This window comes from Paenibacillus arenosi (genome assembly GCF_014841135.1).
Lineage (GTDB): Bacteria > Bacillota > Bacilli > Paenibacillales > Paenibacillaceae > Paenibacillus_B > Paenibacillus_B arenosi.
Genome location: NZ_JACYTN010000007.1, coordinates 58,792 through 82,742, shown reverse-complemented (window position 1 = coordinate 82,742; position 23,951 = coordinate 58,792). Strand labels below are relative to the sequence as shown.

General features: G+C 43.4%; 22 protein-coding genes. 5 read left to right on the top strand and 17 right to left on the bottom strand.

Annotation, left to right across the window (positions count from 1 at the left end):
* Positions 1-19 precede the first annotated feature (19 nt).
* A complete protein-coding gene (gene trpC / locus IFO66_RS11760; RefSeq protein ID WP_225445706.1) occupies positions 20-820 on the bottom strand; it encodes an indole-3-glycerol phosphate synthase TrpC in 801 nt (266 codons plus the stop codon).
* Positions 821-1,323: 503 nt separating this feature from the next.
* Between trpC and IFO66_RS11755 the strand changes: the two genes are divergently transcribed.
* On the top strand, positions 1,324-2,052 hold the full coding sequence (locus tag IFO66_RS11755) for a LytTR family transcriptional regulator DNA-binding domain-containing protein (protein WP_192025332.1): 729 nt from the start codon (positions 1,324-1,326) through the stop codon (positions 2,050-2,052).
* 90 nt (positions 2,053-2,142) lie between these two features.
* On the opposite strand, the gene IFO66_RS11750 is transcribed toward IFO66_RS11755, so the two are convergent.
* From IFO66_RS11750 to IFO66_RS11720, 7 genes are all read right to left on the bottom strand, one after another.
* Entirely contained in the window at positions 2,143-2,724 is a 582-nt protein-coding gene (locus IFO66_RS11750; protein WP_192025331.1) for a histidine phosphatase family protein, read from the bottom strand.
* Positions 2,725-2,760: 36 nt separating this feature from the next.
* Complete coding sequence (locus IFO66_RS11745; protein WP_192025330.1) at positions 2,761-3,189, bottom strand: GNAT family N-acetyltransferase; 429 nt, start codon at positions 3,187-3,189, stop codon at positions 2,761-2,763.
* Positions 3,186-4,022 (bottom strand): hypothetical protein, encoded by an 837-nt coding sequence (locus tag IFO66_RS11740; protein WP_192025329.1) that lies wholly within the window; start codon positions 4,020-4,022, stop codon positions 3,186-3,188. Before IFO66_RS11740 ends, IFO66_RS11745 begins: the two co-directional genes overlap by 4 nt.
* A gap of 281 nt (positions 4,023-4,303) precedes the next feature.
* Positions 4,304-4,753 carry a VOC family protein gene (locus tag IFO66_RS11735; protein ID WP_192025328.1) on the bottom strand — a complete coding sequence of 150 codons (450 nt, stop codon included), beginning with the start codon at positions 4,751-4,753 and terminating at the stop codon, positions 4,304-4,306.
* A 12-nt stretch (positions 4,754-4,765) separates the two neighbouring features.
* Positions 4,766-5,011 (bottom strand): DUF3891 family protein, encoded by a 246-nt coding sequence (locus tag IFO66_RS11730; RefSeq protein WP_337912935.1) that lies wholly within the window; start codon positions 5,009-5,011, stop codon positions 4,766-4,768.
* A 37-nt stretch (positions 5,012-5,048) separates the two neighbouring features.
* Positions 5,049-5,138, bottom strand: a complete 90-nt coding sequence (locus tag IFO66_RS11725) for a DUF3891 family protein (RefSeq protein WP_192025326.1) — start codon at positions 5,136-5,138, stop codon at positions 5,049-5,051.
* A gap of 120 nt (positions 5,139-5,258) precedes the next feature.
* A complete protein-coding gene (locus IFO66_RS11720) occupies positions 5,259-7,307 on the bottom strand; it encodes a methyl-accepting chemotaxis protein (RefSeq protein ID WP_192025325.1) in 2,049 nt (682 codons plus the stop codon).
* A 311-nt stretch (positions 7,308-7,618) separates the two neighbouring features.
* On the opposite strand from IFO66_RS11720, the gene trhA reads away from it, so the two are divergent.
* Entirely contained in the window at positions 7,619-8,266 is a 648-nt protein-coding gene (gene trhA, locus IFO66_RS11715) for a PAQR family membrane homeostasis protein TrhA (RefSeq protein ID WP_192025324.1), read from the top strand.
* Positions 8,267-8,380: 114 nt separating this feature from the next.
* Here the strand turns inward: trhA and IFO66_RS11710 are convergent, their stop codons facing one another.
* The 3 genes from IFO66_RS11710 to pcp all read right to left on the bottom strand — a co-directional run bounded on the left by IFO66_RS11710 (position 8,381) and on the right by pcp (position 13,015).
* A complete protein-coding gene (locus IFO66_RS11710) occupies positions 8,381-9,676 on the bottom strand; it encodes a GntR family transcriptional regulator (protein WP_225445692.1) in 1,296 nt (431 codons plus the stop codon).
* A gap of 231 nt (positions 9,677-9,907) precedes the next feature.
* Entirely contained in the window at positions 9,908-12,280 is a 2,373-nt protein-coding gene (gene helD, locus IFO66_RS11705; RefSeq protein WP_337912932.1) for an RNA polymerase recycling motor HelD, read from the bottom strand.
* A 75-nt stretch (positions 12,281-12,355) separates the two neighbouring features.
* Positions 12,356-13,015: a pyroglutamyl-peptidase I gene (pcp, locus tag IFO66_RS11700; protein WP_192025322.1), complete on the bottom strand. Its 660-nt coding sequence runs from the start codon at positions 13,013-13,015 to the stop codon at positions 12,356-12,358.
* A 166-nt stretch (positions 13,016-13,181) separates the two neighbouring features.
* Between pcp and IFO66_RS11695 the strand changes: the two genes are divergently transcribed.
* The 3 genes from IFO66_RS11695 (at position 13,182) to IFO66_RS11685 (ending at position 18,063) form a co-directional block, all read left to right on the top strand.
* A complete protein-coding gene (locus tag IFO66_RS11695) occupies positions 13,182-13,625 on the top strand; it encodes a DUF441 family protein (RefSeq protein ID WP_192025415.1) in 444 nt (147 codons plus the stop codon).
* Positions 13,626-14,138: 513 nt separating this feature from the next.
* Positions 14,139-15,878: an ABC transporter ATP-binding protein gene (locus IFO66_RS11690; RefSeq protein ID WP_192025321.1), complete on the top strand. Its 1,740-nt coding sequence runs from the start codon at positions 14,139-14,141 to the stop codon at positions 15,876-15,878.
* 67 nt (positions 15,879-15,945) lie between these two features.
* Entirely contained in the window at positions 15,946-18,063 is a 2,118-nt protein-coding gene (locus IFO66_RS11685) for an ABC transporter ATP-binding protein (RefSeq protein WP_192025320.1), read from the top strand.
* Positions 18,064-18,202: 139 nt separating this feature from the next.
* On the opposite strand, the gene IFO66_RS11680 is transcribed toward IFO66_RS11685, so the two are convergent.
* The 6 genes from IFO66_RS11680 to IFO66_RS11655 form a co-directional block, all read right to left on the bottom strand.
* Positions 18,203-18,412, bottom strand: a complete 210-nt coding sequence (locus IFO66_RS11680) for a DUF2524 domain-containing protein (protein WP_192025319.1) — start codon at positions 18,410-18,412, stop codon at positions 18,203-18,205.
* A gap of 124 nt (positions 18,413-18,536) precedes the next feature.
* On the bottom strand, positions 18,537-18,674 hold the full coding sequence (locus tag IFO66_RS11675) for a hypothetical protein (RefSeq protein ID WP_192025318.1): 138 nt from the start codon (positions 18,672-18,674) through the stop codon (positions 18,537-18,539).
* 210 nt (positions 18,675-18,884) lie between these two features.
* Positions 18,885-20,654: a methyl-accepting chemotaxis protein gene (locus IFO66_RS11670; RefSeq protein WP_192025317.1), complete on the bottom strand. Its 1,770-nt coding sequence runs from the start codon at positions 20,652-20,654 to the stop codon at positions 18,885-18,887.
* 213 nt (positions 20,655-20,867) lie between these two features.
* On the bottom strand, positions 20,868-21,665 hold the full coding sequence (locus IFO66_RS11665; RefSeq protein WP_192025316.1) for an ABC transporter ATP-binding protein: 798 nt from the start codon (positions 21,663-21,665) through the stop codon (positions 20,868-20,870).
* The gene (locus IFO66_RS11660; RefSeq protein ID WP_192025315.1) at positions 21,665-22,585 is read right to left on the bottom strand and encodes an ABC transporter permease; all 921 of its coding nucleotides are present in this window, start codon (positions 22,583-22,585) and stop codon (positions 21,665-21,667) included. Before IFO66_RS11660 ends, IFO66_RS11665 begins: the two co-directional genes overlap by 1 nt.
* A gap of 68 nt (positions 22,586-22,653) precedes the next feature.
* On the bottom strand, positions 22,654-23,688 hold the full coding sequence (locus tag IFO66_RS11655; RefSeq protein ID WP_192025314.1) for an ABC transporter substrate-binding protein: 1,035 nt from the start codon (positions 23,686-23,688) through the stop codon (positions 22,654-22,656).
* Positions 23,689-23,951 lie beyond the last annotated feature (263 nt).

Genomic DNA, 23,951 nt, shown 5'->3' with positions numbered 1-23,951 from the left:
TTACGGTCAACATTCTCATTTATTGATTCGTTTTCACTTCATTTGCAACACTTGCAAATTGACGAACTTGACTCACGATATCCGGCGCTTTAAGCAGTGCTTCTCCGACTAACATCGCATCGAAACCCAATTGCTCCGCTTTTCTCGCATCGTTCGGGGTCGACAACCCACTTTCACTGACTGTCAGCGTTGCAGCTGGCAATCCAGAACGAATACGTTCAGAGCGCTTCAAATCAACGTCAAAGGATTGCAAATCCCGATTGTTAATGCCGATAATAGCCGCGCCTGCTTCAACAGCCCGCTGGGTCTCTTCTTCTGTAAAGCATTCTACTAACGCCTGCATGCCAAGTTCATGAGTCAGGCCTATCATTTCTTTCAATTGGCTAGGATCAATGGCTCGGACTATCATCAGCACCGCATCTGCCCCCACCGATCGTGCTTCGTAAATTTGATACGGATCAATAATAAATTCCTTATACATGACAGGAATATGAACCTGTGTATCATTCGCGATTAACTCCACAATCTCTGCACCGCCGCCGAAAAACTCTTTGTCAGCTAAGACCGATATCGCACGTGCACCATGCTCAGAATAAATGCGAGCCAATTGTAATGGATTATAATTTTCACGGAACGTCCCTTTAGAAGGAGACTTCTCTTTCACTTCCGCGATTAGCGATATTCCCGGCCGATTAAGAGCCTCATAGAATGGTCTCGGGCTGCGGGCCCCTGCTAGCTTGGCTTGTATTTCTTGCAATGGCTTGATCCGAATTTTCTCTGCTACTTCCTTATGCTTGTTTTCTAAAATTTCATCCAACATAAACACGAATTAGTTCCTCCTTATCATTTGAACTTGAACCTATTATTGATATAATACAACTTGTCCCATGTGTTAAATCGGAATTAGGTGTTTGTTTTATCCCTAGTTAAGAGAGGACGAATGAAACGTATGCTATGCTTGCTCCACTTCAACTATCAAAATCAATGAAATAGAGGATGTAATTCAAACAGTGGTTGAATTGTTGAATAGTCTGATTAACGCTGAAATAGAAGTAAGTAGAATGCTGAAGTGGATTCAAAAATAGAACAGTAACATTATGAAGGAGGTGACAAAACGATTGTGCAAGAGGAATAATACTGTAACATCATTGACATGATTTACATTATGTAGCGGCAAAAAAATTACCATTTGCTAGAAGTGAATTTATTGTATACTATTGAATCCATTTAGGAAATAGCTTAGTAGTATGCGGTGAATAATTCGGTAGTAACTGGCACGAAACTTGTCGAACGTAAAAATAGATAAAGTGGGAGGATTGAACCATGCCGCAGTTTACTACTATAGTTGCCATCAACAATGAACACATAAGAGAAAAGGTTATGGCCTACGTTTCGTCACTAGGTAGCGCAAACATCCATATCGCCCGTTCGAAGAACAAACTCATTCAGCTATGTGTAGATTTAGAGCCTGATCTTGTCCTTACCAGTACACAACTAAAAGAAGAAAGCATGATTATGGCCTTCCATGAAATCCATCTACGAGGAATTGATCCGCCCATTTTATTTTTACAAGAAGAAGATACATTTCATCCTCTTCCTCAACACTTGCCAACAGACAAGTTTGTCGTTTTGAAGCAGCTTTCCACAGAACAAATTGAACAAGGAATTCGACAACTGCTGCCCGCCAAATTTCATACAAACCAACTAAAGCCCCATTATATCCTATGCAATCTCAAAGACCATTCATTTTCTATCCGGGAAGATACGATTTTATTTGTAGAAAAAATTAGTCACTTATATTCCGACATCGTTCTAACAGACTCCACTCGCATTTGTACCTCGTCAACCTTGAAAGAGATTTTCACACAAGCAAATAACTTATTTCAATCGCACCGCAGTTATTTAGTAAATAAGCTCCATATTCAAAAAATAGTACCTGATATGCTCATACCAGGAAACTACTCGATTCTATTACATGAATCTACCTTCCATCCCCCTTTATCCAGAAGATACTATGAACGATTTGTACAACTAAACCGTCCTGAACAATAAGAAACTGACCTGACATGCAGCGACCCGGTGCCAGATCACATGCAGCAAAGATGCAGCATGCGTCCAATACCGGGTCGCTTCATTTCTATATTATTTGCCGTCTACATGCACCGTACAATTGTAGAGCTCACACTGCCAAGTATCGTTAGACAGGACAATGTTAGACACTGAAGTATTTTTCAAACGAGTTTCCGCCTTATAGGTAGGCAGCAGCACTTCAAACAAATGTCTAATAAACGAGCCGTGGCCTACTAGTAGAACATTTTGTCCCGCATGCTTCGCCGTCACATCTTCGATCAATGACAAAATCCTCGCAAACACTTGTTCTTTAGGCTCTATGCCTAAATCCAGCTCGCGCCAATCCGCTCCCCACTTCGCCAAACGTTCTTCTTCGGTCGTACCTTCGATAAGACCGCCATTTACTTCGCGAAGCCTGTCATCCAACACGATATTCACATCGTTCATTTCACTTGCAATCGTCTCAGCAGTTGTCTTAGCTCGTGATAATGGACTTGTATAAATCACATCCCATTGTTCGTTGCTTAAGCGCTCTGCCAGCTGACGTGCCTCCGCTACACCACTATCATTTAAAGGGATGTCCGAGCTTCCTTGTGCTCTTCCTTCCTTGTTCCAATCCGTACTTCCATGGCGTATAATTCCAATTCTAGTCATACATTAACCTCGTTGTCATCATTTATAGTAAGTAAATTAAACATATTTCTTAAATGCTTTACTTCCATTACCATCATACCCTAATCGAGTATAGAATTCATGCGCTTGTTGGCGCTGTGATTGGCTTGTCAGCATAATCTTTACACAATGAAGCTCTTTGCATAGCTGCTCGATATGGTTCATAAGCATAGCGCCATATCCTTTACCTTGGTACTCCTTCGATACGATTACACGCTCAACAACAGCAAATGGCTGATGGCCACTTAAAGCATCATCACATACATGTAAATGAGCTGTACCAATAATCCTATCTTCGTCCTCATAGACAAACAAATAACTGCTAGGATTGTGTTTAATCGATTCTATACGTTCACCAAGCACCTTAATATTAGGATTGGAAGGCAGAAGTTCTTTGTATAAACGCTCGATCGCTTCAGCGTCTCTTGCTTCCGCTTCTCTTATCATTTCACTACGCCAGCCTTGACTCGACCGCCTTCTCGAATAAGCCACTCTCCTGTTGCCCAATCATTAAGTTCTGCTTCGGCCTCTTGCGCAAGGTAATATAGATCGATACGGATGGTCAGCAGCTCATTCCATGGAGACTGAATGACCACGGAACGGAATATTTCATCCAAACCTGGAATGGCAAAACCAGAAGGTCCAGGGAACAGCGCTTCCATTTCTTCTCTTGGAATATTGGTTTCTAGTGCAAATTGCAGCATAGGTTTGTCCGCATATTTATCATAAACAAGCTCAAATTTGGGCGATCTTTTTCGATCGAAGCTAGTAATATCTTCTTTGAACTCCGTTTCGTCAGCTGGAATAATAAACGGCCAATCTTCTTCTGGATAATGATAGACATTGCAGTGCACTGCAAGTATGTTCAATACCCGCTCCCATTCTGGACGAGAGACAATTGAAGTTGGGAGATTGACTCCTGTATGATCGACGCCGACGATTCTTCCTTTTAACCGTGTATGAAGCTTATCGATTGGGAGATAGTTATCATGGTTACATTGTTCATTAGAGGCTGCAGCCGCCTTTGCTGCAATCGTTTCCAAATCTATCGCCAACTGACGTTTGTTCTTCACATCATCAAACGTAATGACCGGAAATGTTACGTCATCCCCTCGAATTACAGTTGATGGTAAATATTGTTCTGGCATCAAGGTGAAGCAAACTGCATGGTTTTCTTTATTAGCTAAATCAAGGAACAGATCACCGAACAGATTTATCCACTCTGTTTCATTTTCATTCGAATTTGGAAAAGCAATATTGATCGTTTGCAAGCGAGTCATATTATCTTCATCTCCTCTTCCGTTATGGTTCAACCTGTATTCTGCTATTTGGCTTCCCTGTCTTTCATATGGCTAAATTTGGACATCACTTACCTATTATACGCCTACGAACATCTGTACCTCAACTTACATTTCAATGTGAAACTAATTTTAATTTTCTATGAATGGAAATCGACAAATAGCAAAATAGCAAACAAGGGTTACCCCACTGCCATTCAGCATCACGGGGCAACCCTTGTTTATTAGTAGACTAGAAACGTTATCGTCGTAACTTAGCAACGCTATTGACGATGCAGTTCGATCCATTCACTTAGATAAGGTACATAGCCAATGTCTTTCGGCTCTTCTTGCAACCAGGCTATAAATTCCAGTTCATTCCCATCTGGATCTTCAAAATAGACTGCAGCTGCTGGCATCCACGGATGTACTAAAGGTTCAATCGGTTCCTTACCAAAGGATTGAATAGGCTGGATTCCTTTTTCCTTCAACCATTCTGTTGCGTGTAATAAGTCATCCAAATCGACTCCAAATGCAAAATGACTCTTCCTAACTACTGCTCCTGACGGAACTTCCCATACCCCAAGCATTTGTCTATCTGTTCCCATATAAAAGAAAGCAACTCTTCTTTCTTCGATAAAATGAGCTAGTTCTAACCCAAGTTTTTTGTAAAATGTGATGGATTGTTCCAAATTAGTCACTTGAATATGCGTTTCATATAAATTGTTAATCATTGCTCTTCCTCCTTAGCGTTTAAGCATCACTTTAAGCTCTGAACATTCCGTTTCTTTATAAGCAGCATGAATTCCGATACGACCTATGGCATCTTTTTCGACGTATTTGGACTTCATCGTGACTGTAAATTCACTGTCAAACAAGTAAGGATCGATCTTAATCTCGTTAGCGCTAACCCAATGCGCATTGATTTTCTGATCCTGAATAATTGTTTCAAATCCTTCCTTGTACCACGGATGCTCATTCTCCTTAGACACCCCAGGCACATTCATGCAAACATATAAAGAAATGTCATCACATAATTGCAGCAATTTCACCAGAAAATTTAGCATGCTCATGTTGTGTAGTCATAATAAAGTGTCGGTCGCTTTCTCTGACGATCATGAATAATCCCCCATTCTAGTTGCACGATCTCTTCACCAACTTCACGCTGCATCAATTCCATTTTTTATGCATATTTTTTGTTTAATTTATCCAATATATCTCAAACGTCTTCACTTGTCATCATTTTTCTACTTCTAACTCTATTTGATATTTATCCACCAGCACTTCTAATTCACTAGATAATTGATTTAAATGATCTGCCGAAACAGAAAGCTTACCTATCGACTTCTTCTGCTCATCTGCTGACAAAGAAATAACATGTAATCGCTCAAGTGAATCGCGAGCTATCGTCACGATTTCTTGCATCGAGGCTGTCACTTGCTCCGTACTAGCAGACATCTCTTCCGATGTTGCTGATACTTCAAGCGTCTGATGATGAATCTGTTCAATGGAGCTCAATATTGATTGAAAGGTAGTTCCCGTATCGCCAGCAATCTTCACACCTTTATCCATCTCCTGCATACCACTAGCTATAGAAGCTGCAGCTTCTTGCGTTGCTAATGCGATATCCGCAACCATTCCACGAATCGTGTTGGACGCTTCTGCTGTCTGTTCCGCCAGCTTCTTCACTTCTTGAGCAACGATCGCAAACCCTCGACCATGCTCGCCTGCTCTAGCTGCTTCAATCGATGCATTAAGAGACAACAAATTCGTCTGGCTTGCTATTTCCAGTATGATCGTGACGATTTTTTCAATATCGTTCGACTTCTTTTCCAATGCAATTACTGTGCTGGCTGTTACAGCCATCGACTGCTTAAGGCGATTCATTTGCATCATCGTAGATTGAATTTCTTGGTGGCCACGATTAACTAAAGAAAGCCCTTGCTGCGTCGTATCCGACACGACTGATGCCGATTCCGCTATTCGTTGAATGCCCCCAGCCATTTCTTCCATCGCATTGCGCGTTTGATTGGCGCCATCATATTGCGCATCCGATCCTTGTACAACCGTATGAACGGATTCAGATACTTTAAGCGCGGCGGATGTTGTCACTTCCGCAACACTGCTCAACTGCTTGGAAGAGCGTGTAAGCTGCTGGGTCGCTTCCTTCATTTTCAGCATCATTTCTACAATAGAATCGAGCATTTCATTAATATTTCGCTGCAGCAAGGACATCTCATGGTTGCCTTTGACATGCAATCGCGAGGACACCTCTCCACGTGCAACCTGTTTCATAAGGTTTGAAATGTTTCGGATCGGTCTTATAATCATATTAGCGACCAAATAAGCTACTAATCCCACAAGTAAGGCAGTAATGCCAATTAAACTCCATGCTAATACCTTAGAGTCTTCAATGGTTTTCAATAAAGAGTCTTCCGAAGCGGTTATAACGAGTCGCCAACCACTGGCTTCGGCAATTTCGGCAAAAGCTGCCGACTTATTTTCCCCATTCGTTTCTTGATAGTTAATGTAGCCTTCGTGCTTCGTCATGACCTCATCTCGGAACATAACTACTTTACCTTGCGTTGAAAAACTAGCAAACGGCTGTGCCCAACGCTCAGGATCTTTATGTACAACAAAATTCAACTTTGGCGATAGAATAAAAGTGTAGCTATCATCACCGTAAGTCACTTCTTTTATTAAAGCGTTTACATCTTGAAGTTCTAGCACAGCAACTAAACCGCCAGTAAACTCCCCTGCCTCTGATAAAATAGGATGAGCTATGGCGACCACCGGCTGCTGCTCATCTAGCTTTTTTTCAATATCAGAAACGAACGCCTCTTTGGACTGCTGCAATTGCTTGAATAATGCTAGCTCCTCAATGCTTTTCTTGCTGCCATCCGGTTTGTACAATTGCCCGTTACGATCCACATAGCCATAATAAACAACCTCTTCATCGCTGCCGCCCGCTGCATTCAGTGTCGGAATTAACTCCGACAGATCATTCGTCCGCAGTTCAGGATGATTATTATCAATGTTAACAAGCGCTGCTTTCTTACTAGCGAACCACTGATCCAAGAAGCTTGCACTTGTATGCGCAATTCTCTGCTGATCTTGACGCGTCGTCTTTGTCAGCAGTGCTGAATAATTTGTAATTAACAACGTAGTTGTCACCAGGAGAGGAATAAGTGTTACTGCCAAGATCGGAACCATCATTTTTACTCGTAATGAACCAAGAGCTTTCCCAATTGTTCGTAGAACGACTCCATTTCCCATCTTCTGTCTCATTTTTATGCCCCCTATGATCCGATAAACCTCATTGATGTGTCTTTAGTCCTATTTTTTATACCATCCTTTTACTTATATCGCATCTATTTGCATTTGAACAAGGAAAAGCAGCCGATGAAGCAAGAAACAATATGAACTAAAATATAATTCAATCCATAATTTACAGAATCATTCATTTAAGGGTGAATGCTAGACTACTCTCCACTATGACGTTTGCTATTTGCAGGACCAATCACAGTCCGATACAATTGAAGTAACAGCTTTATACGCATTCTATTTTGATCATGATCGGCTAAAGAGGAGTGATTTACATGGCCGTCACCCATACCTATTCAAAGGGAGAAGAGATCGCTAATGCGATTACGCATGGTATTGGAGCATTGCTAAGTGTTGCTGCGCTTACGCTGCTTATCGTATTTGCCGCTATTTATGGCGAACCGCTGCATGTTGTCAGCTTCACCATATACGGCATATCGATGCTACTGCTATATACTTCCTCAACACTTGTACACAGTTTTCCTGAAGGTAGAGTAAAAGATTTATTCGAGACATTCGATCATGCCTCCATCTATTTATTCATTGCCGGGACGTACACACCATTCGTGCTAATTGCTTTGCCAGCCAAGCTTGGCTGGACGTTATTCGCAGTCGTATGGACGATTGCCATTGGTGGCGTCGTGTTCAAGGCGTTTTATACGAAGCAATTTTTATTTGCCTCTACTGCACTCTACGTTGTCATGGGTTGGATTATTGTCTTCGCATGGGAGCCTCTTGTTCAAGTTATGTCTGGACAGGGCTTGGGTCTACTTATAGCTGGCGGTGTCTTGTACACGTTAGGAACTATTTTTTATGTATGGCGCGCGTTCCCCTATCACCACATGGTATGGCATTTATTCGTCTTAGCGGGTTCTGTAACCCATTTTCTATCTGTACTCACTCTGCTGCAAATTCAACTTTAGTAGACAGAATAACGTTCGATACAAAAAAGCTGTCCGCAACCCTTTCGGTGGGTTACAGACAGCTTTTTCGTTTGCGTATAAAGAATGTATGGTTCACGTTAATTGTTCCCGCCATTATGATGGAAACTTTACATAAGTCTGCAATGGCCCGGAAGAACGCTTGATGATGAGCTGCGGCGCTAATATTACTTTTTCATACTTATTCGCAGGTTCAGTGTAGCTCTCCTCAGCTGAGGCATCGCTTCTCTCCAGCCTTCTTATCAAGATTGAGGCGGCCCTTCTACCGATTTCATCCTCATTTTGATAGATATGATCAAAGAACGTTTCGTGCTCCGTTGAGCTTGCTGGATTGTCAAACGTGACAATTGAAATATCTTCTGGCACCCGCAATTGCAGCCGTTTCGCTAACTGAAGCAGTTGAATACCGATTCTGCCGCTCAGCGCCACATAAGCGGTCGCTGCTCGATTACGCATACATTCAGCCAATAGATTAGACTCAATCGCTTCCTGCTCAGAAGGCATTGGGAAATCGGTAAAAATAAGGGCTGGGTCGATCATATGTCCGTTAACTTCATATGCATTCATATATCCGGCAATTCTATCTTTTACACTCACACATTCCCGATAGGCATCTGTGCAAATGACAATACGCTGATGTCCCAATTTAAACAAATGCTCCACCGCCATTTGTGCGCCAAGGCGATTATCCGAGCACACATAATCAGTCTCTACGCCGGGCAAATAACGGTCGATCAGCACAAACGGGAAGTCATTCACCTTCAAAGATAAAATTTCCTCATTATACGTATCCTTATCTACAGGGAAAATTAGCAGCCCTTCTGCACCTAGCTGGACAAACTGTCTAATGAGTCGCTCTTCTTCCACTTTATTCCCATCGCTAAATGCAACCATTAAAGTGAGTCCTCGCGCTTGTAACGTTTCTCTTATTGCCGTAAGCAAGCGCATCGCAAATAAGTCATTCAGAGAAGGCATGACGAGGCCGACAAGGCGGCTCTGTGTCACAGTAGAGTGCTTGTATATGGAATGTGATTTCCCAATTGGTTCATTCATAGAATGAGACAATTCTAAATGGGGGGTTGCTTCTGCTACAAAGCTTCCCCGGCCAGGAACGCGATAAATATAGCCTTCCTTCACAAGCGATGCAAGCGCATTCACAACGGTAATGCGGCTCACCTCGAACTGTGCCATCAGCTCTTTCTCTGTCGGAATTCGATCATGGGTCTGTAATTCTCCCTGCTCAATTCGACGCTGAATGTATTGCTGGACCTGCATATACAGTGGGGAGCGTGAATCATAATTCATCATTACGTAGTGGAGACACGTGAGTAATGCCCTTGTAGACTCTCTCGTATCTCGCTCTCCTTGTTCGAAATAATTGTTAGTGATCAATACCCGTTGCTCATACCTATGACTACCGTGCCTTTAGACCTAGATTGGTGGTCGATAACGATAGGCAATGATAGCCATTTATTATGACCAATATATCATTTCTGCTTAACCTTCACAATCGAGGAATAACATTCCAATATATAAAGCAAAAAAAAAGCGCCTTTCTGCATTGCCATACATATGCATGCAAAAGGCGCTTTTTAACTAGATTTAGCGTACTTTCCTTTACCTTTAATTAACGTCAGCAGCAGGCAGCAACGGTGAAGGTTGCCCTACCGCATATAAATGAAGCTCATGAAGAGCTCTTGTGCAAACGGTATACAGCAGCTTACGATCCCGTTCATGGCCATAATGCTCTTGATCCGCATCCCAAATAATTACGCCATCGAATTCCAAGCCTTTTGCCAAATAGGACGGAATAACCCAAGTGCCTACAGAAAACTGCTGCGTATGCTTCGTAACACGCCGCAATCCATCCATCTTTTGACTAAGCATCTGGTATACTTGTGCACTGGACGCTTCATTTTTCGCTAATATAGCGATTGATTGACAACCAGCATCCTGCAACTGCTGCAATCGTTCCAAGACAAGCTGAGGTCGGGTTGTCTCTGTAACGACATGAACAACTGGCGGCTTGCCTTCCCGGTTAAACGGCTCTGCGGGCTCACCATCAGGCAGGATGGCATGAGCAAATTCCGAAATTGGCTTAGTCGAGCGATAGCTCTTCTTCAGCCGAATGACAGTAGATTTGCGCTCTGGGAACATACGCTGCACCATTTCGACACGACCAACTCGGTTCGACTCATAAATCGCCTGATTCCAATCCCCCAATATCGTGAACTTGCTGCGTGGGAACAAACGAGATAGAAGTGCATACTGGAAAGCAGAGTAATCCTGCGCTTCATCTATAACCACTTGTCGGATGTGGTTAAACGTGTTGAAGCCCTCTATACTCTCCATAATGTACAAGAAGACAGAAGCATCCTCGTAAGGGATCATTCCATCATTCATTCGAGCAAGCGTGTGTTCACCCATAGTTGCAACCATCGAGGCGTTAGGCATTGCATCAGGATCAACCTGTGTAGCAGCGTATCCTGCTAACCCTGACACAGATACCTTTTCTTCACTGTCATTTGTTTGCTCGCTTCCGTTATAAGCAGATGCTGCTGAAGATGATGCCAATGCAATCTCGCACCAGCGCGGCAAGTGCGCATTAAACTGTTCGTAGATCGCATCCCACTTAATAAAGCTATACGTATGCGCCTTGCGTCGCATTTCTCGCACCCATTTGCTTACATGTTTCTTACTCATTTGCATCATTTCTTCTTCTGAACCGATATAATTCGGTTGCTTCAAGAACCGTTGATACACCCGTTTTACTTCCTTCGCAGCCCATTCCTTCAAGTAGCTCTTTATCCATTCTCTCGTCTTATCCATACGAGCTGGCAGCGACCAATCGGCTAGCGTCACGTAGAAATGCTCTCTCAGCATCTCTTCTGTAATAATCGTTCTTTTGGGCGTACCCAAAGATTCGAAGGCAATTCCTTCGTCCATTAAGCTTGTCACAAAGGCATCTGCTACGGCCATAAACGATTCAGAAGCTTTCCAACGTGCTGAAGCCCGCTCCAGTTGACCAACCGCTTCACTTGCTGGGTTCATTAACCGCTCTGCTTGATCGTAGACATCTTCGATCTGTCTCGTTGTCCGCAAACGATAATCCATATATTGTTGGAACGTCGTCTGTGTCATATTGGATTCGCCTAGCTCCGGCAAAATGTTGGATACGTAATCGTTGAACAGATCATTCGGTGAAAAGAGAACCACCTGTTCCGAATGCATACTTTCACGGTATTTATACAATAAATAGGCAATTCGCTGCATAGCAGCTGACGTCTTTCCACTTCCAGCTGCCCCTTGTACGATTAGCACCTCGTGTGCGTCATCACGGATGATCGCATTTTGCTCTCGCTGAATCGTGCTTACAATCGTCTTCATTTTCGTATCCGCACTGCGCTTCAACATATCTTGAAGCATGTCATCTCCGATTTGAATCCCTGTATCAAATACAGCTTCTAACTTGCTGTTGCGAATCAAATATTGACGCTTCAGCGTCATCTCGCCTGTTATGACCCCCATCGGCGTACGATACTGCACAGGCCCTGGCGCATAATCATAGAACAAGCTGGCAATTGGAGTCCGCCAGTCGTAAACGAGATGCTCACCATTTTCATCCGTCACCGACATCAATCCGATTGTAACAGGTAGTTTATCCACCTCGTACTCTTCTCGGAAGTCAATTCGGCCAAAGTACGGACTGCCGATATGCTTGTCCAACTTCGTTAACAAGCGACGAGCATGATCTTGGACACGCTCATAATTGGCCAAGTCTTTAGCTTGCTGCATGATACTTACGTACGTTTCAAACAGCTGCTCCTTATCTACCGACACTTCATCCCAAAAATGACGCTTCATCTCTACAATTTCTTGCTGTTGATCACCAATCGTCGCGCGCAGTGAGTTCATTTGCTTGTCCATCACCTGAACGATATGCGTCAATTTACGTTCTTCGTGCTCGTATTCCAATGCTGTTATATGATCGCTCACACTGCAGCCCCTTCCTCTTGCCTGTCTTTCTATATTTACCTGACCTAATACAACCATTGAATAATGCGAAAATGCTTATGATTCACCATGTAAAATACCTGCACTAACTGTATTCAACTCTTGTTCATCTATAGCCTCTATGCCCGCTATCAACGCGCGGCGTATATATTCGAGCGACATGCTAGGCTTGCCTGGATGACGTACCGCTTGCTCTGGTATAAATGGAATATGTACAAATCCACCGCGGCAGCCATGCAATAACGGCTCCGTTTGGATCATGTGCATAATCTTATAAAATGTAGAGTTACACACATACGTCCCAGCTGTATAAGAAACAGAACACGGAACGCCCGCCTTCTGAATCGCTTCTTTCATTACCTTGAGCGGCAGTGTCGTCCAGTATGCTGCCGGACCATTGACGACTACTTGCTCATCCACTGGCTGTGCCCCATCATTATCAGGAATTACGGCATCCATTCCGTTAATAGCAACACGCTCTAGTGTAATGTCTGGACGTCCGCCTGCTTGACCGACAGACCAAATAACGTCAGGTGTTCCGTTCAATGCGACTTCTTTCAACAATTCCCCAGAGCGTTGGAATGTCGTTGGGAGCAGCAGCACCTTAACTTGATAGGCTCCAATCTGATGACCGTCCAGTGTACGCACAGCTTCCCATGAAGGATTAATCTCTTCCCCATTGAATGGATCAAATCCGGTAATTAGCAGCTTTTTCATCCGTAGCCCTCCCCAATGTAATTCCATTAGTTATATATGATTAGACATACTATAACCTTGATCATCTCACAGTGATATTTCGCAAGCAACCATTTTGCAATCAAGATCGATTGTGCTATCGTAAGTGCTAGCTAGAAAGGAGTTGTACGACAACAACATGACACAAATCGATACACCCGCGCTTATCCTGCTCATCCTAGCTGGGCTAGGCCTGCTAAGCGGCAATTCCACCGTTACCATTGCGATGGTTATCCTGCTGCTATTGCGAGTTACACAGGCGCACACCCTATTTCCATGGATTGAAAAGTATGGGCTTACGATAGGAATCATCATCTTGACGATCGGTGTAATGGCTCCGATTGCAAGTGGCAAATACGATCTAGCGACACTAACAGCGTCCTTCATGAACTGGAAGTCTCTGCTTGCCATCGCGGTCGGCATCTTCGTCAGCTACCTTGGTGGTAGAGGCGTCGGACTCATGTCCACATCACCTACCATTGTTACAGGCCTACTCGTTGGTACCATTATAGGAGTCGCCCTATTTCGCGGTGTACCAGTCGGTCCGCTTATTGCCGCTGGCATTCTATCCTTATTTATTAGTAAAGGATAGAAAAGGCTGATAACAATGCTGGATAAGACTTCCCAAACCCATTCATGGAAAAATGTTCCGAAAAACGGATTGACAATGTTTACATGTGGTGCTAGAATCAACGAGTCAGCTAAAGCAAACTTTATTTCATTTCGAGACTGACTACTACATAACGAAAGGCAGGTGCTATCCATGTTGTTACTGAATCATCTGGCGTTGGACGCCAACTATAACACTAACTGCATACAGGAAGCCCTGCATATAAATGATACATTACTATTTAATTAGGTAATCATCTTTCAATCGCTTTGTTGTTAAACAAGAACGATTGAACCTTGACATTACCTTTTTAATCCAGTTGTGTCAAGTCATTTATCGGTCCGGGGCTTAACAGACCCGTACGTCTATATCTAATACGCACTAGGTATATCGTCTGCGACGGTATACCTTTTTTATATTTCTGTACATGTGCGCTTAACCTTAACAAATGAGGACTTTACTTCAATCCTCTAACAAAAAAGGATGTGGGAATCTATGCTTTCGGTACTATCCAAGCTCAGCTGGTTTTTCAAAGAACATAAGTGGCGCTACATATTTGGCGTTACCCTACTAGTCGTCGTCGGCATCATTGAACTGATTCCTCCTCGACTGCTCGGGCAAGCGATTGACGAGATTGTATACGGTACCATTACATGGGAATCACTCACTGGCTACATTTTAATTAATGTGGTATGGATGGTCATTATTTATATTATAACCTACGGATGGATGTACTCATTATTTGGTGCTTCCTTCATCGTGGAACGGAAACTGCGCAGTCGCTTTATGCGTCACCTACTTAAAATGACACCTACCTTCTTTGAGAAGAACCGTACAGGAGACTTGATGGCTAAAGCCACCAATGACATGCGCTCCGTATCTCAAACGACGGGCTACGGAATGCTTCTTATTACCGATTCAACCGTGTTTCTATTAACGGTACTTGTAGCCATGAGTGTGCTCATCCATTGGAAGCTTACGTTAGCAGCTTTGCTCCCTCTTCCGATTATCGCAGTGGCGATGAAAGTGTTCGGAAAGATGATCCATGAGCGCTATACGACAGCACAAGATGCATTCGGTGTTATGAATGACCAAGTGCTTGAGTCGGTTGGGGGCGTTCGTGTACTGCGTGCTTATGTACAGGAACGCAATGATGAGACACGTTTTGGTGATATTACACAAGACGTGTATAAGAAAAATGTCGCGGTTGCCAAAGTGGATGCTTTGTTCGATCCGACCATTCGATTTGCGATAGGTCTGAGCTATATGATCGGCTTAGGCTACGGTGCTTATTTAATCATTCATAACGAACTAACGATCGGCGAACTGCTCGTGTTCAATATGTACCTAGGGATGCTCATCTGGCCGATGTTCGCAATCGGCGACTTAATCAATGTTATGCAGCGCGGTAACGCTTCCCTTGACCGAATTAATGAAACGTTGTATTACAAGCCAGATGTTGCAGATGCAGCTTCTACGCAGGAAGTATCTGTCCCTGAGAAGTTTGAATGGAAGCAGTATCAATTCCGCTATCCATCTTCAACCGTGAACAACCTGGAAGAAGTCACATTGACCTTATTAAAAGGACAGACGCTAGGCATTGTTGGCCGGACAGGAAGCGGTAAATCTACCTTTGTTAAACAGCTGTTGCGTGAATATCCACTCGGAAATGGAAATATGCTAGTCAACGGCGTGCCATTGGATCAAATTCCGCTCGATCAGATTCGCAGCTGGATCGGTTATGTGCCGCAGGAACAAATTTTATTTTCCAAAACCGTGGAACAAAATATTCGTTACGGCCATCAAGACGCTACCGAGCAAGATGTGATGCAAAGCATTGATATGGCTTCATTCACACATGATCTTCCTACCTTATCTCAAGGTACACAGACAGTTGTTGGAGAAAAAGGCGTCGCCTTATCAGGCGGCCAGAAGCAGCGCGTTTCTCTTGCCCGCTCCTTTATCTCTGATGCTGAAGTGCTCATTTTGGATGATGCTTTGTCCGCTGTTGATGCTCGTACAGAAGCAAATATTATTACGAATCTCCGGAACTTGCGTGCGGGTAAAACAACGTTAATTACGACGCATCGTCTTTCTGCAGTGGAACACGCTGATCAAATCATTGTGCTTGATGATGGCCGCATCGTTGAACAAGGAACACACGAAGAGTTGATTCAACAAAATGGCTGGTATAAAGAACAATTTGAGCGTCAGCAAATCGAGTCTTCCTTATAAAACACGTGATAGTAGATATTGATAGGCAATCTTTCTAATTTGCAAGCGACAGGAGGTACTACCTTTTATGCAACTCGATACGGAACAATCCGCTAAGCCGAAGCAAGTTGGCAAACGATTGTGGCAATATGCGCTACACTACAAAGGGACATTTATATTGTCTCTCATCATGCTCACCCTTGCGGTTGCTGCAGAATTAAGCGGACCGTTCATTGCCAAGACGATTATCGATCGTCACATTCTTGGTATTGAGCATCCTTACTATAAGACAACAACTGTATCTAACGACAACGTCACCTATAATGGCAGCACGTATAAACGATCGGATCGCTTTGAGCCAGGTGAAGTAAAGGGAGAAGCTCTTCATATTTTACAAGTCGGCTACAGCTTCGTACTCGTAAATGAAGAAGTACCGAATCCAAAAGGAGAGCGTAACTTCAACGAAGGCGTGTTGAAAATTACGACGAAAAATGGTGTGTGGGAAGGTGCTGCCTCCTCACTATCTTTACAGCAAATGCTCGTCTTTTACGAGCCCGAAATTCGCGGTATTTTATACTGGATGGCGATTTACGGCTTGCTGCTATTTTTAAGTATCTTTATGAGCTTCGGTAAAATACTCGGGCTTCAAACAGCAGCTAACAAAGTCATTCGCAAACTGCGCGGCGATGTATACGTACACGTACAGCGGCTGCCGATCCCTTACTTTGATAACCTACCAGCAGGGAAAGTTGTATCCCGCATTACGAATGATACAGAAGCAGTCAAAGACCTTTTCGTTGCCGTGCTGTCGAACTTCACATCCGGTATTATTATGATTACAGGTATTTATGTTGCCTTGTTCATCTTGGATGCAAAATTGGCGCTAATCAGCTTATTGTTGGTACCGATGATTATTTTGTGGATCGTACTCTATCGCAAGTTCGCAACAGGCTACAACACCATTATCCGTTCACGCCTTAGTGAAATTAACGCAATTATTAACGAATCGATTCAAGGGATGCCTGTTATCCGTGCTTTTCGTCGTGAGAAACATACAATGGACGAATTCGAAAATTTGAACAGCGACTATATGAAGCATCAGAACAAGATGCTCAATCTGAATGCCCTAACGTCACATAACCTAGTTAACGTGCTGCGGAACATCGCATTTATTGCGGTACTATGGTTTTTCGGTGGAGCAGCGCTTAATGAAAGTGGCGTAATTACACTTGGTGTGCTCTATGCGTTTACCGATTTGCTCGGTCGTATGTTCCATCCGCTTACCGGTATGGTGAATCAGCTGGCAAACCTTGATCAATCCATTGTATCGGCAGGACGTGTATTTGAGCTTATGGATGAGCCAATTGAACCGCATAGCGATGGCTCTATGCCTCGCTACAAAGGTCATGTCGTGTTTGATCAAGTATCATTTGCCTATAAAAACGATGAATATGTATTGAAAAATTTGAACTTTGAGGCGAAGCCCGGCCAAACGGTTGCACTAGTTGGCCATACAGGTTCAGGCAAAAGTTCGATTATGAACTTGCTGTTCCGCTTCTATGATCCGCAAAAAGGACAAATCCGGATTGACGATCAACTTATTACCGATGTCCCCAAACAGTGGCTGCGGCAGCATATGGGTATCGTGCTACAAGATCCTTATTTGTTCACAGGAACCATTGCATCCAATGTCAGCTTGAACGACCCATCCATTTCTCGTGAAAAGGTGGAAGCTTGTTTGCAAGCGGTAGGTGCAGATCGAGTGTTGAAGCAGCTTCCAAAAGGCATTGATGAGCCTGTTATTGAGAAAGGAAGCACGCTGTCTGCTGGGCAACGTCAGCTTATCTCATTTGCTCGCGCCCTTGCCTATGAGCCGGCCATTCTTATTCTCGACGAAGCTACCGCCAATATCGATACGGAGACTGAGGCTATTATCCAAGATGCACTTGAAGTGTTGAAGCGAGGAAGAACAACATTTATCATTGCACATCGCCTATCTACTATTCGCAGTGCTGATCTCATTCTCGTCTTGAACCGTGGAGAAATCGTTGAGCAAGGTACCCATGATGAGCTTATCGCACTTGGCGGACGTTATTTCCGTATGTATCAGCTCCAGCAAGGAGGCAGCGTAACAGCCGACGCATCCGCAGAACAGGGAAGCAATCCAATTGTGGAAGTCATTACTACGCCGGTATCACCAGCGTAATAACAAACTATTTATTGGTTAGGAAGTTACAAGGTATAAAACCAAAATGAAACAAAGCAGCAGGTTGGCCTTTATGGCTGCCTGCTGCTTTTGCATTCCTACACAAACTATAAGTCAAATAATTACCAATTAACGAGAATTAGTTCAATCTGCATTTATTTTTTATAAAATGCAATTGATTCTCTACATGATTGAGCTGTTCTTGTACAGGTTGCGAAGCTGCGGCTGGATCGGAATATTGTGACTTCAAGGAAGCCAACTGCTCCTTTAATCGCGACACATCATGATTCGCCTGTGAACAGTCATAATCACTGTTTAGGTCTAATTGAGATGAGAAATGTTCTGTCATCGCAGCTCCTATTTTTTGCCCTTGGCATTATTACTGTCTGACGTACGGGTCGTTTTCGTTTGGTTTGCGTGACCTTGTTGTTTGTTCGCCATGACGCATCATCCTCCTTATAGCTGGAAAGTTCCTACACTTCCTGCTTTGGAATGTTGTTTAGACTTGGAGCTCGACGGGCCGCCTTGTTAGACTTGAGCGTAATACTTTTCTCTGTGAATCTAGATTTGTTCTGCAACTGATGAATTCGCTCTGCTCGATTATACGGCATTAGCTTCACCCCCATCTCATAGACTGTCCAGAACCATTATGAATATCAGTGGAGGAAGCTGTGGCTACTGCCGACAATTACTAAGCAATTACCTTTCAAATACCTTGTTAGCGATTTCACTTTACTGTATATGTGTGTTATATCCACACTACGAACACAAAAAAATGCCTGAAGCTGCGTGTACAAGCCTCAGGCATCCTTTCATTTCTATTACCGTTCTTCAGACAGTCGGAATTGTGATAACTGATGCTCAAGATCCTTACTAATGGTATGAAGTCGAGCAACTTCACTCTTCATTTGCTCCACCATCGTTGTTTGCTGTTCCGTTGAAGCAGCCACCGTATTGGAATAATCTGTACTTTGCAATGCAATATCGTTCAATTGATCCAAAGTAGCCATCACTTCTTCCGAAGCAGCAGACATCTCCGCAGAAACTTGGCTTGTTTCTTGAACAAGGCTCGTTATTTGTTGAATGGACTCTGCAATTTGTACAAAGGCTTCATCCGCCACTTTCACGACAGCAAGTCCATCCGTAACCGCTCGACGTTGATGATCAGCGGCAGTAGTCGTTTGCACATTGCGTGCATGAATGCCGCTAATTAGCGTCATAATATGCTCTAATGAATTTTTAGAGTGCTCGGCAAGCTTACGCACTTCTACGGCAACGACTTGGAACCCTTTTCCGTGCTCTCCAGCACGCGCTGCTTCAATAGATGCATTTAACGCAAGCAGTTCTGTTTGCTTCACAATGCCCTGTATAAAAGCAATCGCTTCACTTATCTCTGTAACATGCCCCGTCAGCTCGCTTAAAGCACTATAGGTTTGCTGTGAAGCTTCACCAATTCGCTCCATCTGCTGAACCGTGCGCGTAATGACTTGACGACCTTCTTTTGTTTGCTGGGAAGAAGCATCCATCTGATCTGCAACCGTAGAAGAGGTTTCTGCCATCTGTGTCACGCCCGCTGCTATTTCGGTCATCGCTTGCTTGGTTTCATATACACTAGTTTGCTGCATAGCTACCCCAGAAGCAACCTGCTGCATAGCTGCATTAACCTCTGCCGCGGACATCGACGTATCATCCGCTGCAAGCTCAAGCTTCGTAGAAGCAAGTGCTACATCCGATGACATCTGCCGAACATCATGGATAAGCAAACTTAGACGTTCAATCATTCGGTTAAAGGATTCAGATACTCGACCGACTTCGTCTAATTTCTTAACTTGCAAGCGAACCGTCAAATCTCCTTCTGCTGCCTTCTCAGCGAGTTCGCTCATATGCTGGAGCGGCTTGAGACTTACCCGAATATAACTCGCTAGCAAAAGTAAGCTTACAATCCCTATAGCAGCTGTTATACCAAGTGTTTCTAGCAATATGGCATTAAGCTCCACTTCAATAATTTCGTAATTAAATTCCATGCCTAGAATCCCTATCGTATGACCTTGCTCATTTTTGATAACATGAAGGGATGTCATAACATGACTATCACCAATTTCATGATCTGAGGATGTTGCAACTCCATTCTTCTTTAGCTTATCCAATACAGCTACGATTTCTGGATCAGCCTCGAACGTCTTCCCTGGGGTAAGACCTCGCTGTTCAAATGAGTTACTGCCCTGTACAATTTTGAATCCGGTTCCGTTATCTGTCTTTACTGGATCGGGAAGTAATACGTATGTACTAACTACATCATCTTTCGTTAAAAAATTCAATTTTTCACGGATCATAATAAATGTCGTATTTGTTTTAAAGTCAGTATTAGCGTTGCTATCTGACAATGTATAAGAGGCTTGTCTAATTGAGGAATTTAATTCCTGTAGCTCAAGATCTACCATTACTTTTAACCGATGTTCAAGTGAACCGACATACATACTTCGTTGAATATTTAGCTCCCTGAATATCAGGGTAGAGCATAACGCAATCATCGTAACAGTTACTACGATAATCATCCTAAGCATAATACTGCCTTTTCTTCTACTTCTCATGTTCATTCTTCCCCTCTTCATCCGGCTAAAAATGGTACAGTTCACCCCCGCTCACATGCAGCGGACAAAATGCGACAAAATGTCACATATTGCAAGTATTGTACCATATTTAACCTTCAATACAAGAGAGCGTTTACGCAAACAGGTCCTGATACTTATTTTGCATAACCACTAGGGTGCAACATAAGCATCAGGACCTATTCATTCAAGCCATTATCCACCGAGCACCACTCTATCATCTGCCAACTTAGCACCACGAATCCGTTCAAATTCATAAAGTAGCTTATCCACCGTTAGCTTCCTTTTTTGCTCGGCTCCGATATCCAAAATAATTCGTCCTTTGTCCATCATAATAAGTCGATTGCCAAGACGGATTGCCTGCTCCATATTATGAGTTACCATCAATGTGGTTAGTTGATGCTCCTGAACAATCCTCTCTGTCAGAGTGGTAATTAGTTCGGCTCTTGCAGGATCAAGTGCAGCGGTATGCTCATCCAACAATAACAGCTTAGGCTTCATAAACGTTGCCATTAACAGGCTTAACGCTTGGCGCTCTCCGCCAGAGAGCAATCCTGCTTTCGCTTGAAGCCTATCATCCAAGCCAATGCCTAATGTAGCAAGCTGCTCCTTGAACCATTTCCGATCCGCACGCTTAACACCGAAGCTAAGACCTCGTCGCTTGCCTCGACGCTTCGCGATCGCCAAGTTCTCTTCAATTGTCATCGAAGGTGCTGTTCCAGCCATCGGGTCTTGAAATACACGCCCGATAAAGCGACTACGGGCATGTTCAGGCATAGATGTTACAGCTTGATTCCCGATAGATATCGATCCAATGTCAGGGAACAACACCCCAGAAATCAAATTCATCAAAGTCGATTTCCCAGCACCATTACTACCGATAATTGTAACAAATTCACCTGCACGCAGTTGGAGATTAATATGAGACAAGGCAAGCTTCTCATCAGGAGAGCCCGGATTAAATACTTTGCTCACTTGTTCAATATGAAGCATCAGCCTTCCCCTCCTACCTTCATCATCTCCACAGCGCGCTTACGACTCACAGCTTTCTGTTTCATATTGCCTCTAATTCTAGGCAAAGTTAGCGCAAAAATAACGATTAACGCCGTTAGCAGCTTCAAATCCGTAGAATCCACTTCCATTTGCAAAGCAACAGCCAAAATTAATCGGTACAATACAGCTCCTAATAGGACAGCGAACGTTACTCGCGCAATCGTACGCTTACCAAATATCGCTTCACCGATAATAACAGAGGCAAGCCCAATGACAATCATGCCCACTCCAGATTGAAGATCCGCATATCCTTGGTACTGCGCAACTAGTGCACCCGATAACGCTACAAGCGCATTGGATAAGCTTACACCGACAACAATTGTGGAATCCGTCTTAACGCCAAAGCTGCGAATCATGCGAGCATTATCACCTGTAGCCCTTAACGCTAAGCCGATATCCGTTTTGAGGAACCCATCAATAATAAATTTGATGACTAGTACCAACGCACCAACGACTGCGATGAACATAAAGCCTTTTTCGAGTGACGTAAACAATGTCTCTTGATTCAATAACCCGATATTAGGCTTACCCATAATACGCAAATTAATAGAGTGAAGAGCGATCATCATTAAAATACCTGACAACAACGGATTAATCTTCCCCTTCGTATGAATGAGTCCCGTCATCATACCTGCAAGCGCACCACCTGCAACAGCCAACAAAGTCGCTGCCAATGGATGAAGTCCAGAGCTAATACCGATAGCTGCAATGCCCGCTCCTGTTGTAAAGCTTCCATCAACCGTCAGATCAGGAAAGTCCAATACTCGAAACGTTACATAAACGCCAAGTGCCATAATCGCATATAGCAGGCCTAACTCAAATGACTTGTACATGGCCGTCCAAAACCCTGAACCTAGCATACTGTGCAACCTCCCGACGATGTTATGTCAACGTGTAAGCCCGCCTAGCGAGTAAGCGGGCCGCTTCATTATTCAAATAAATTCCCTTTCTTAACGCTTTTCTTCATATCATCCGTTACCGTAAATCCTTGTTCAGCAGCCGATTTCATATTCAATGCTAGATCCAATTCTTTTGGCACCTGAACTGGCATATCAGCAGGTTTCTTACCGTTTTTCAAAATGTCTACGGCCATTTCTCCCGTTGCATAGCCGATATCATAGTATTCAAAGCCAAACGAGGCAACCCCACCGTTCTTCACGGAATCTTTCTCCGCTACAAACAAAGGAATATCCTGCTCATTAGCAACTGCAACGACTGTGCTTAACGAGCTAACAACCGTATTGTCAGATGGAACATATATCGCTTGTACTTTGCCAATTAAAGACTCAGCCGCTTGCTTTACTTCCGAGCTATTCGTAATGGGAGCGACGACTACTTCTAGTCCTTGCTTTTCTAAAGCTTCTCTTGCCTGCGTAATATTCGTAACCGTGTTTTGCTCTCCTTCATTGGCAATAATGCCGACCGCTTTCGCATTAGGAATCGAGGTCTTAACAAATTCCATTAAGGTAGATATCGCTTCTGGATGCAAATCGGTCGTACCTGTTACATTGCCTCCTGGCTGCTCCATACTGCTGACAAGTTGACCACCAACAGGATCTGTGACAGCCGTAAATAAAATAGGAACATCTTTAATTTGCTGCGCTGCCGCCTGTGCAGACGGAGTAGAGATCGCAAGTACAAGATCCTTGTTGTCACTCGCGAACTTCTGTGCAATCGTACTCGTATTGTTTATATCGTTCTGTGCATCCTTATAATCGATCTCCAGATTGACGCCTTCTTCATAGCCGTTATCTTTCAACGCTTGTATAAATCCTTTTCTCGCCTCATCCAAAGAAGTGTGCTGAACAATTTGCGTAATTCCAATGGACACTTTGTCAGCATTGTTCGCTCCGCCCTGCTGTTGTCCGCTTGCTGCATCTTTAGCCTTTTCACCGCATGCTGTCGTTAACAACAATAGTATTGCTGCACATACTGCCCAGCCTGATAATCGCTTATTATTCATTCGATCCGATCCCCTCTCACTTTTTCGCAATAAAGCATAAAACCTGTAACGCTTTGTAGTGTTATTGAATTATTTTATCCATCATTTTTTCCAAGTCAAGACAATTCACTTATATTTATGTAAATAAATGTATTTAAAAGGCGAAATAATATTTCTATCACAATAAAAAAAGCTCAAGTTGTTCCACCTCTACAGGTTGGTCAACTTGAGCTCTCATATAATTGAAAGTTTTGATAAGGCTAGCCGAATCGCTAATGGCCGTA

Coding starts and splice junctions, on each gene's coding strand:
- trpC (WP_225445706.1), bottom strand. CDS start 820: ATGTTGGATGAAATTTTAGAAAACAAGCATAAGGAAGTAGCAGAGAAA.
- IFO66_RS11755 (WP_192025332.1), top strand. CDS start 1,324: ATGCCGCAGTTTACTACTATAGTTGCCATCAACAATGAACACATAAGA.
- IFO66_RS11750 (WP_192025331.1), bottom strand. CDS start 2,724: ATGACTAGAATTGGAATTATACGCCATGGAAGTACGGATTGGAACAAG.
- IFO66_RS11745 (WP_192025330.1), bottom strand. CDS start 3,189: ATGATAAGAGAAGCGGAAGCAAGAGACGCTGAAGCGATCGAGCGTTTA.
- IFO66_RS11740 (WP_192025329.1), bottom strand. CDS start 4,022: ATGACTCGCTTGCAAACGATCAATATTGCTTTTCCAAATTCGAATGAA.
- IFO66_RS11735 (WP_192025328.1), bottom strand. CDS start 4,753: ATGATTAACAATTTATATGAAACGCATATTCAAGTGACTAATTTGGAA.
- IFO66_RS11725 (WP_192025326.1), bottom strand. CDS start 5,138: ATGATCGTCAGAGAAAGCGACCGACACTTTATTATGACTACACAACAT.
- IFO66_RS11720 (WP_192025325.1), bottom strand. CDS start 7,307: ATGAGACAGAAGATGGGAAATGGAGTCGTTCTACGAACAATTGGGAAA.
- trhA (WP_192025324.1), top strand. CDS start 7,619: ATGGCCGTCACCCATACCTATTCAAAGGGAGAAGAGATCGCTAATGCG.
- pcp (WP_192025322.1), bottom strand. CDS start 13,015: ATGAAAAAGCTGCTAATTACCGGATTTGATCCATTCAATGGGGAAGAG.
- IFO66_RS11690 (WP_192025321.1), top strand. CDS start 14,139: ATGCTTTCGGTACTATCCAAGCTCAGCTGGTTTTTCAAAGAACATAAG.
- IFO66_RS11685 (WP_192025320.1), top strand. CDS start 15,946: ATGCAACTCGATACGGAACAATCCGCTAAGCCGAAGCAAGTTGGCAAA.
- IFO66_RS11680 (WP_192025319.1), bottom strand. CDS start 18,412: ATGACAGAACATTTCTCATCTCAATTAGACCTAAACAGTGATTATGAC.
- IFO66_RS11675 (WP_192025318.1), bottom strand. CDS start 18,674: ATGCCGTATAATCGAGCAGAGCGAATTCATCAGTTGCAGAACAAATCT.
- IFO66_RS11670 (WP_192025317.1), bottom strand. CDS start 20,654: ATGAGAAGTAGAAGAAAAGGCAGTATTATGCTTAGGATGATTATCGTA.
- IFO66_RS11665 (WP_192025316.1), bottom strand. CDS start 21,665: ATGCTTCATATTGAACAAGTGAGCAAAGTATTTAATCCGGGCTCTCCT.
- IFO66_RS11660 (WP_192025315.1), bottom strand. CDS start 22,585: ATGCTAGGTTCAGGGTTTTGGACGGCCATGTACAAGTCATTTGAGTTA.
- IFO66_RS11655 (WP_192025314.1), bottom strand. CDS start 23,688: ATGAATAATAAGCGATTATCAGGCTGGGCAGTATGTGCAGCAATACTA.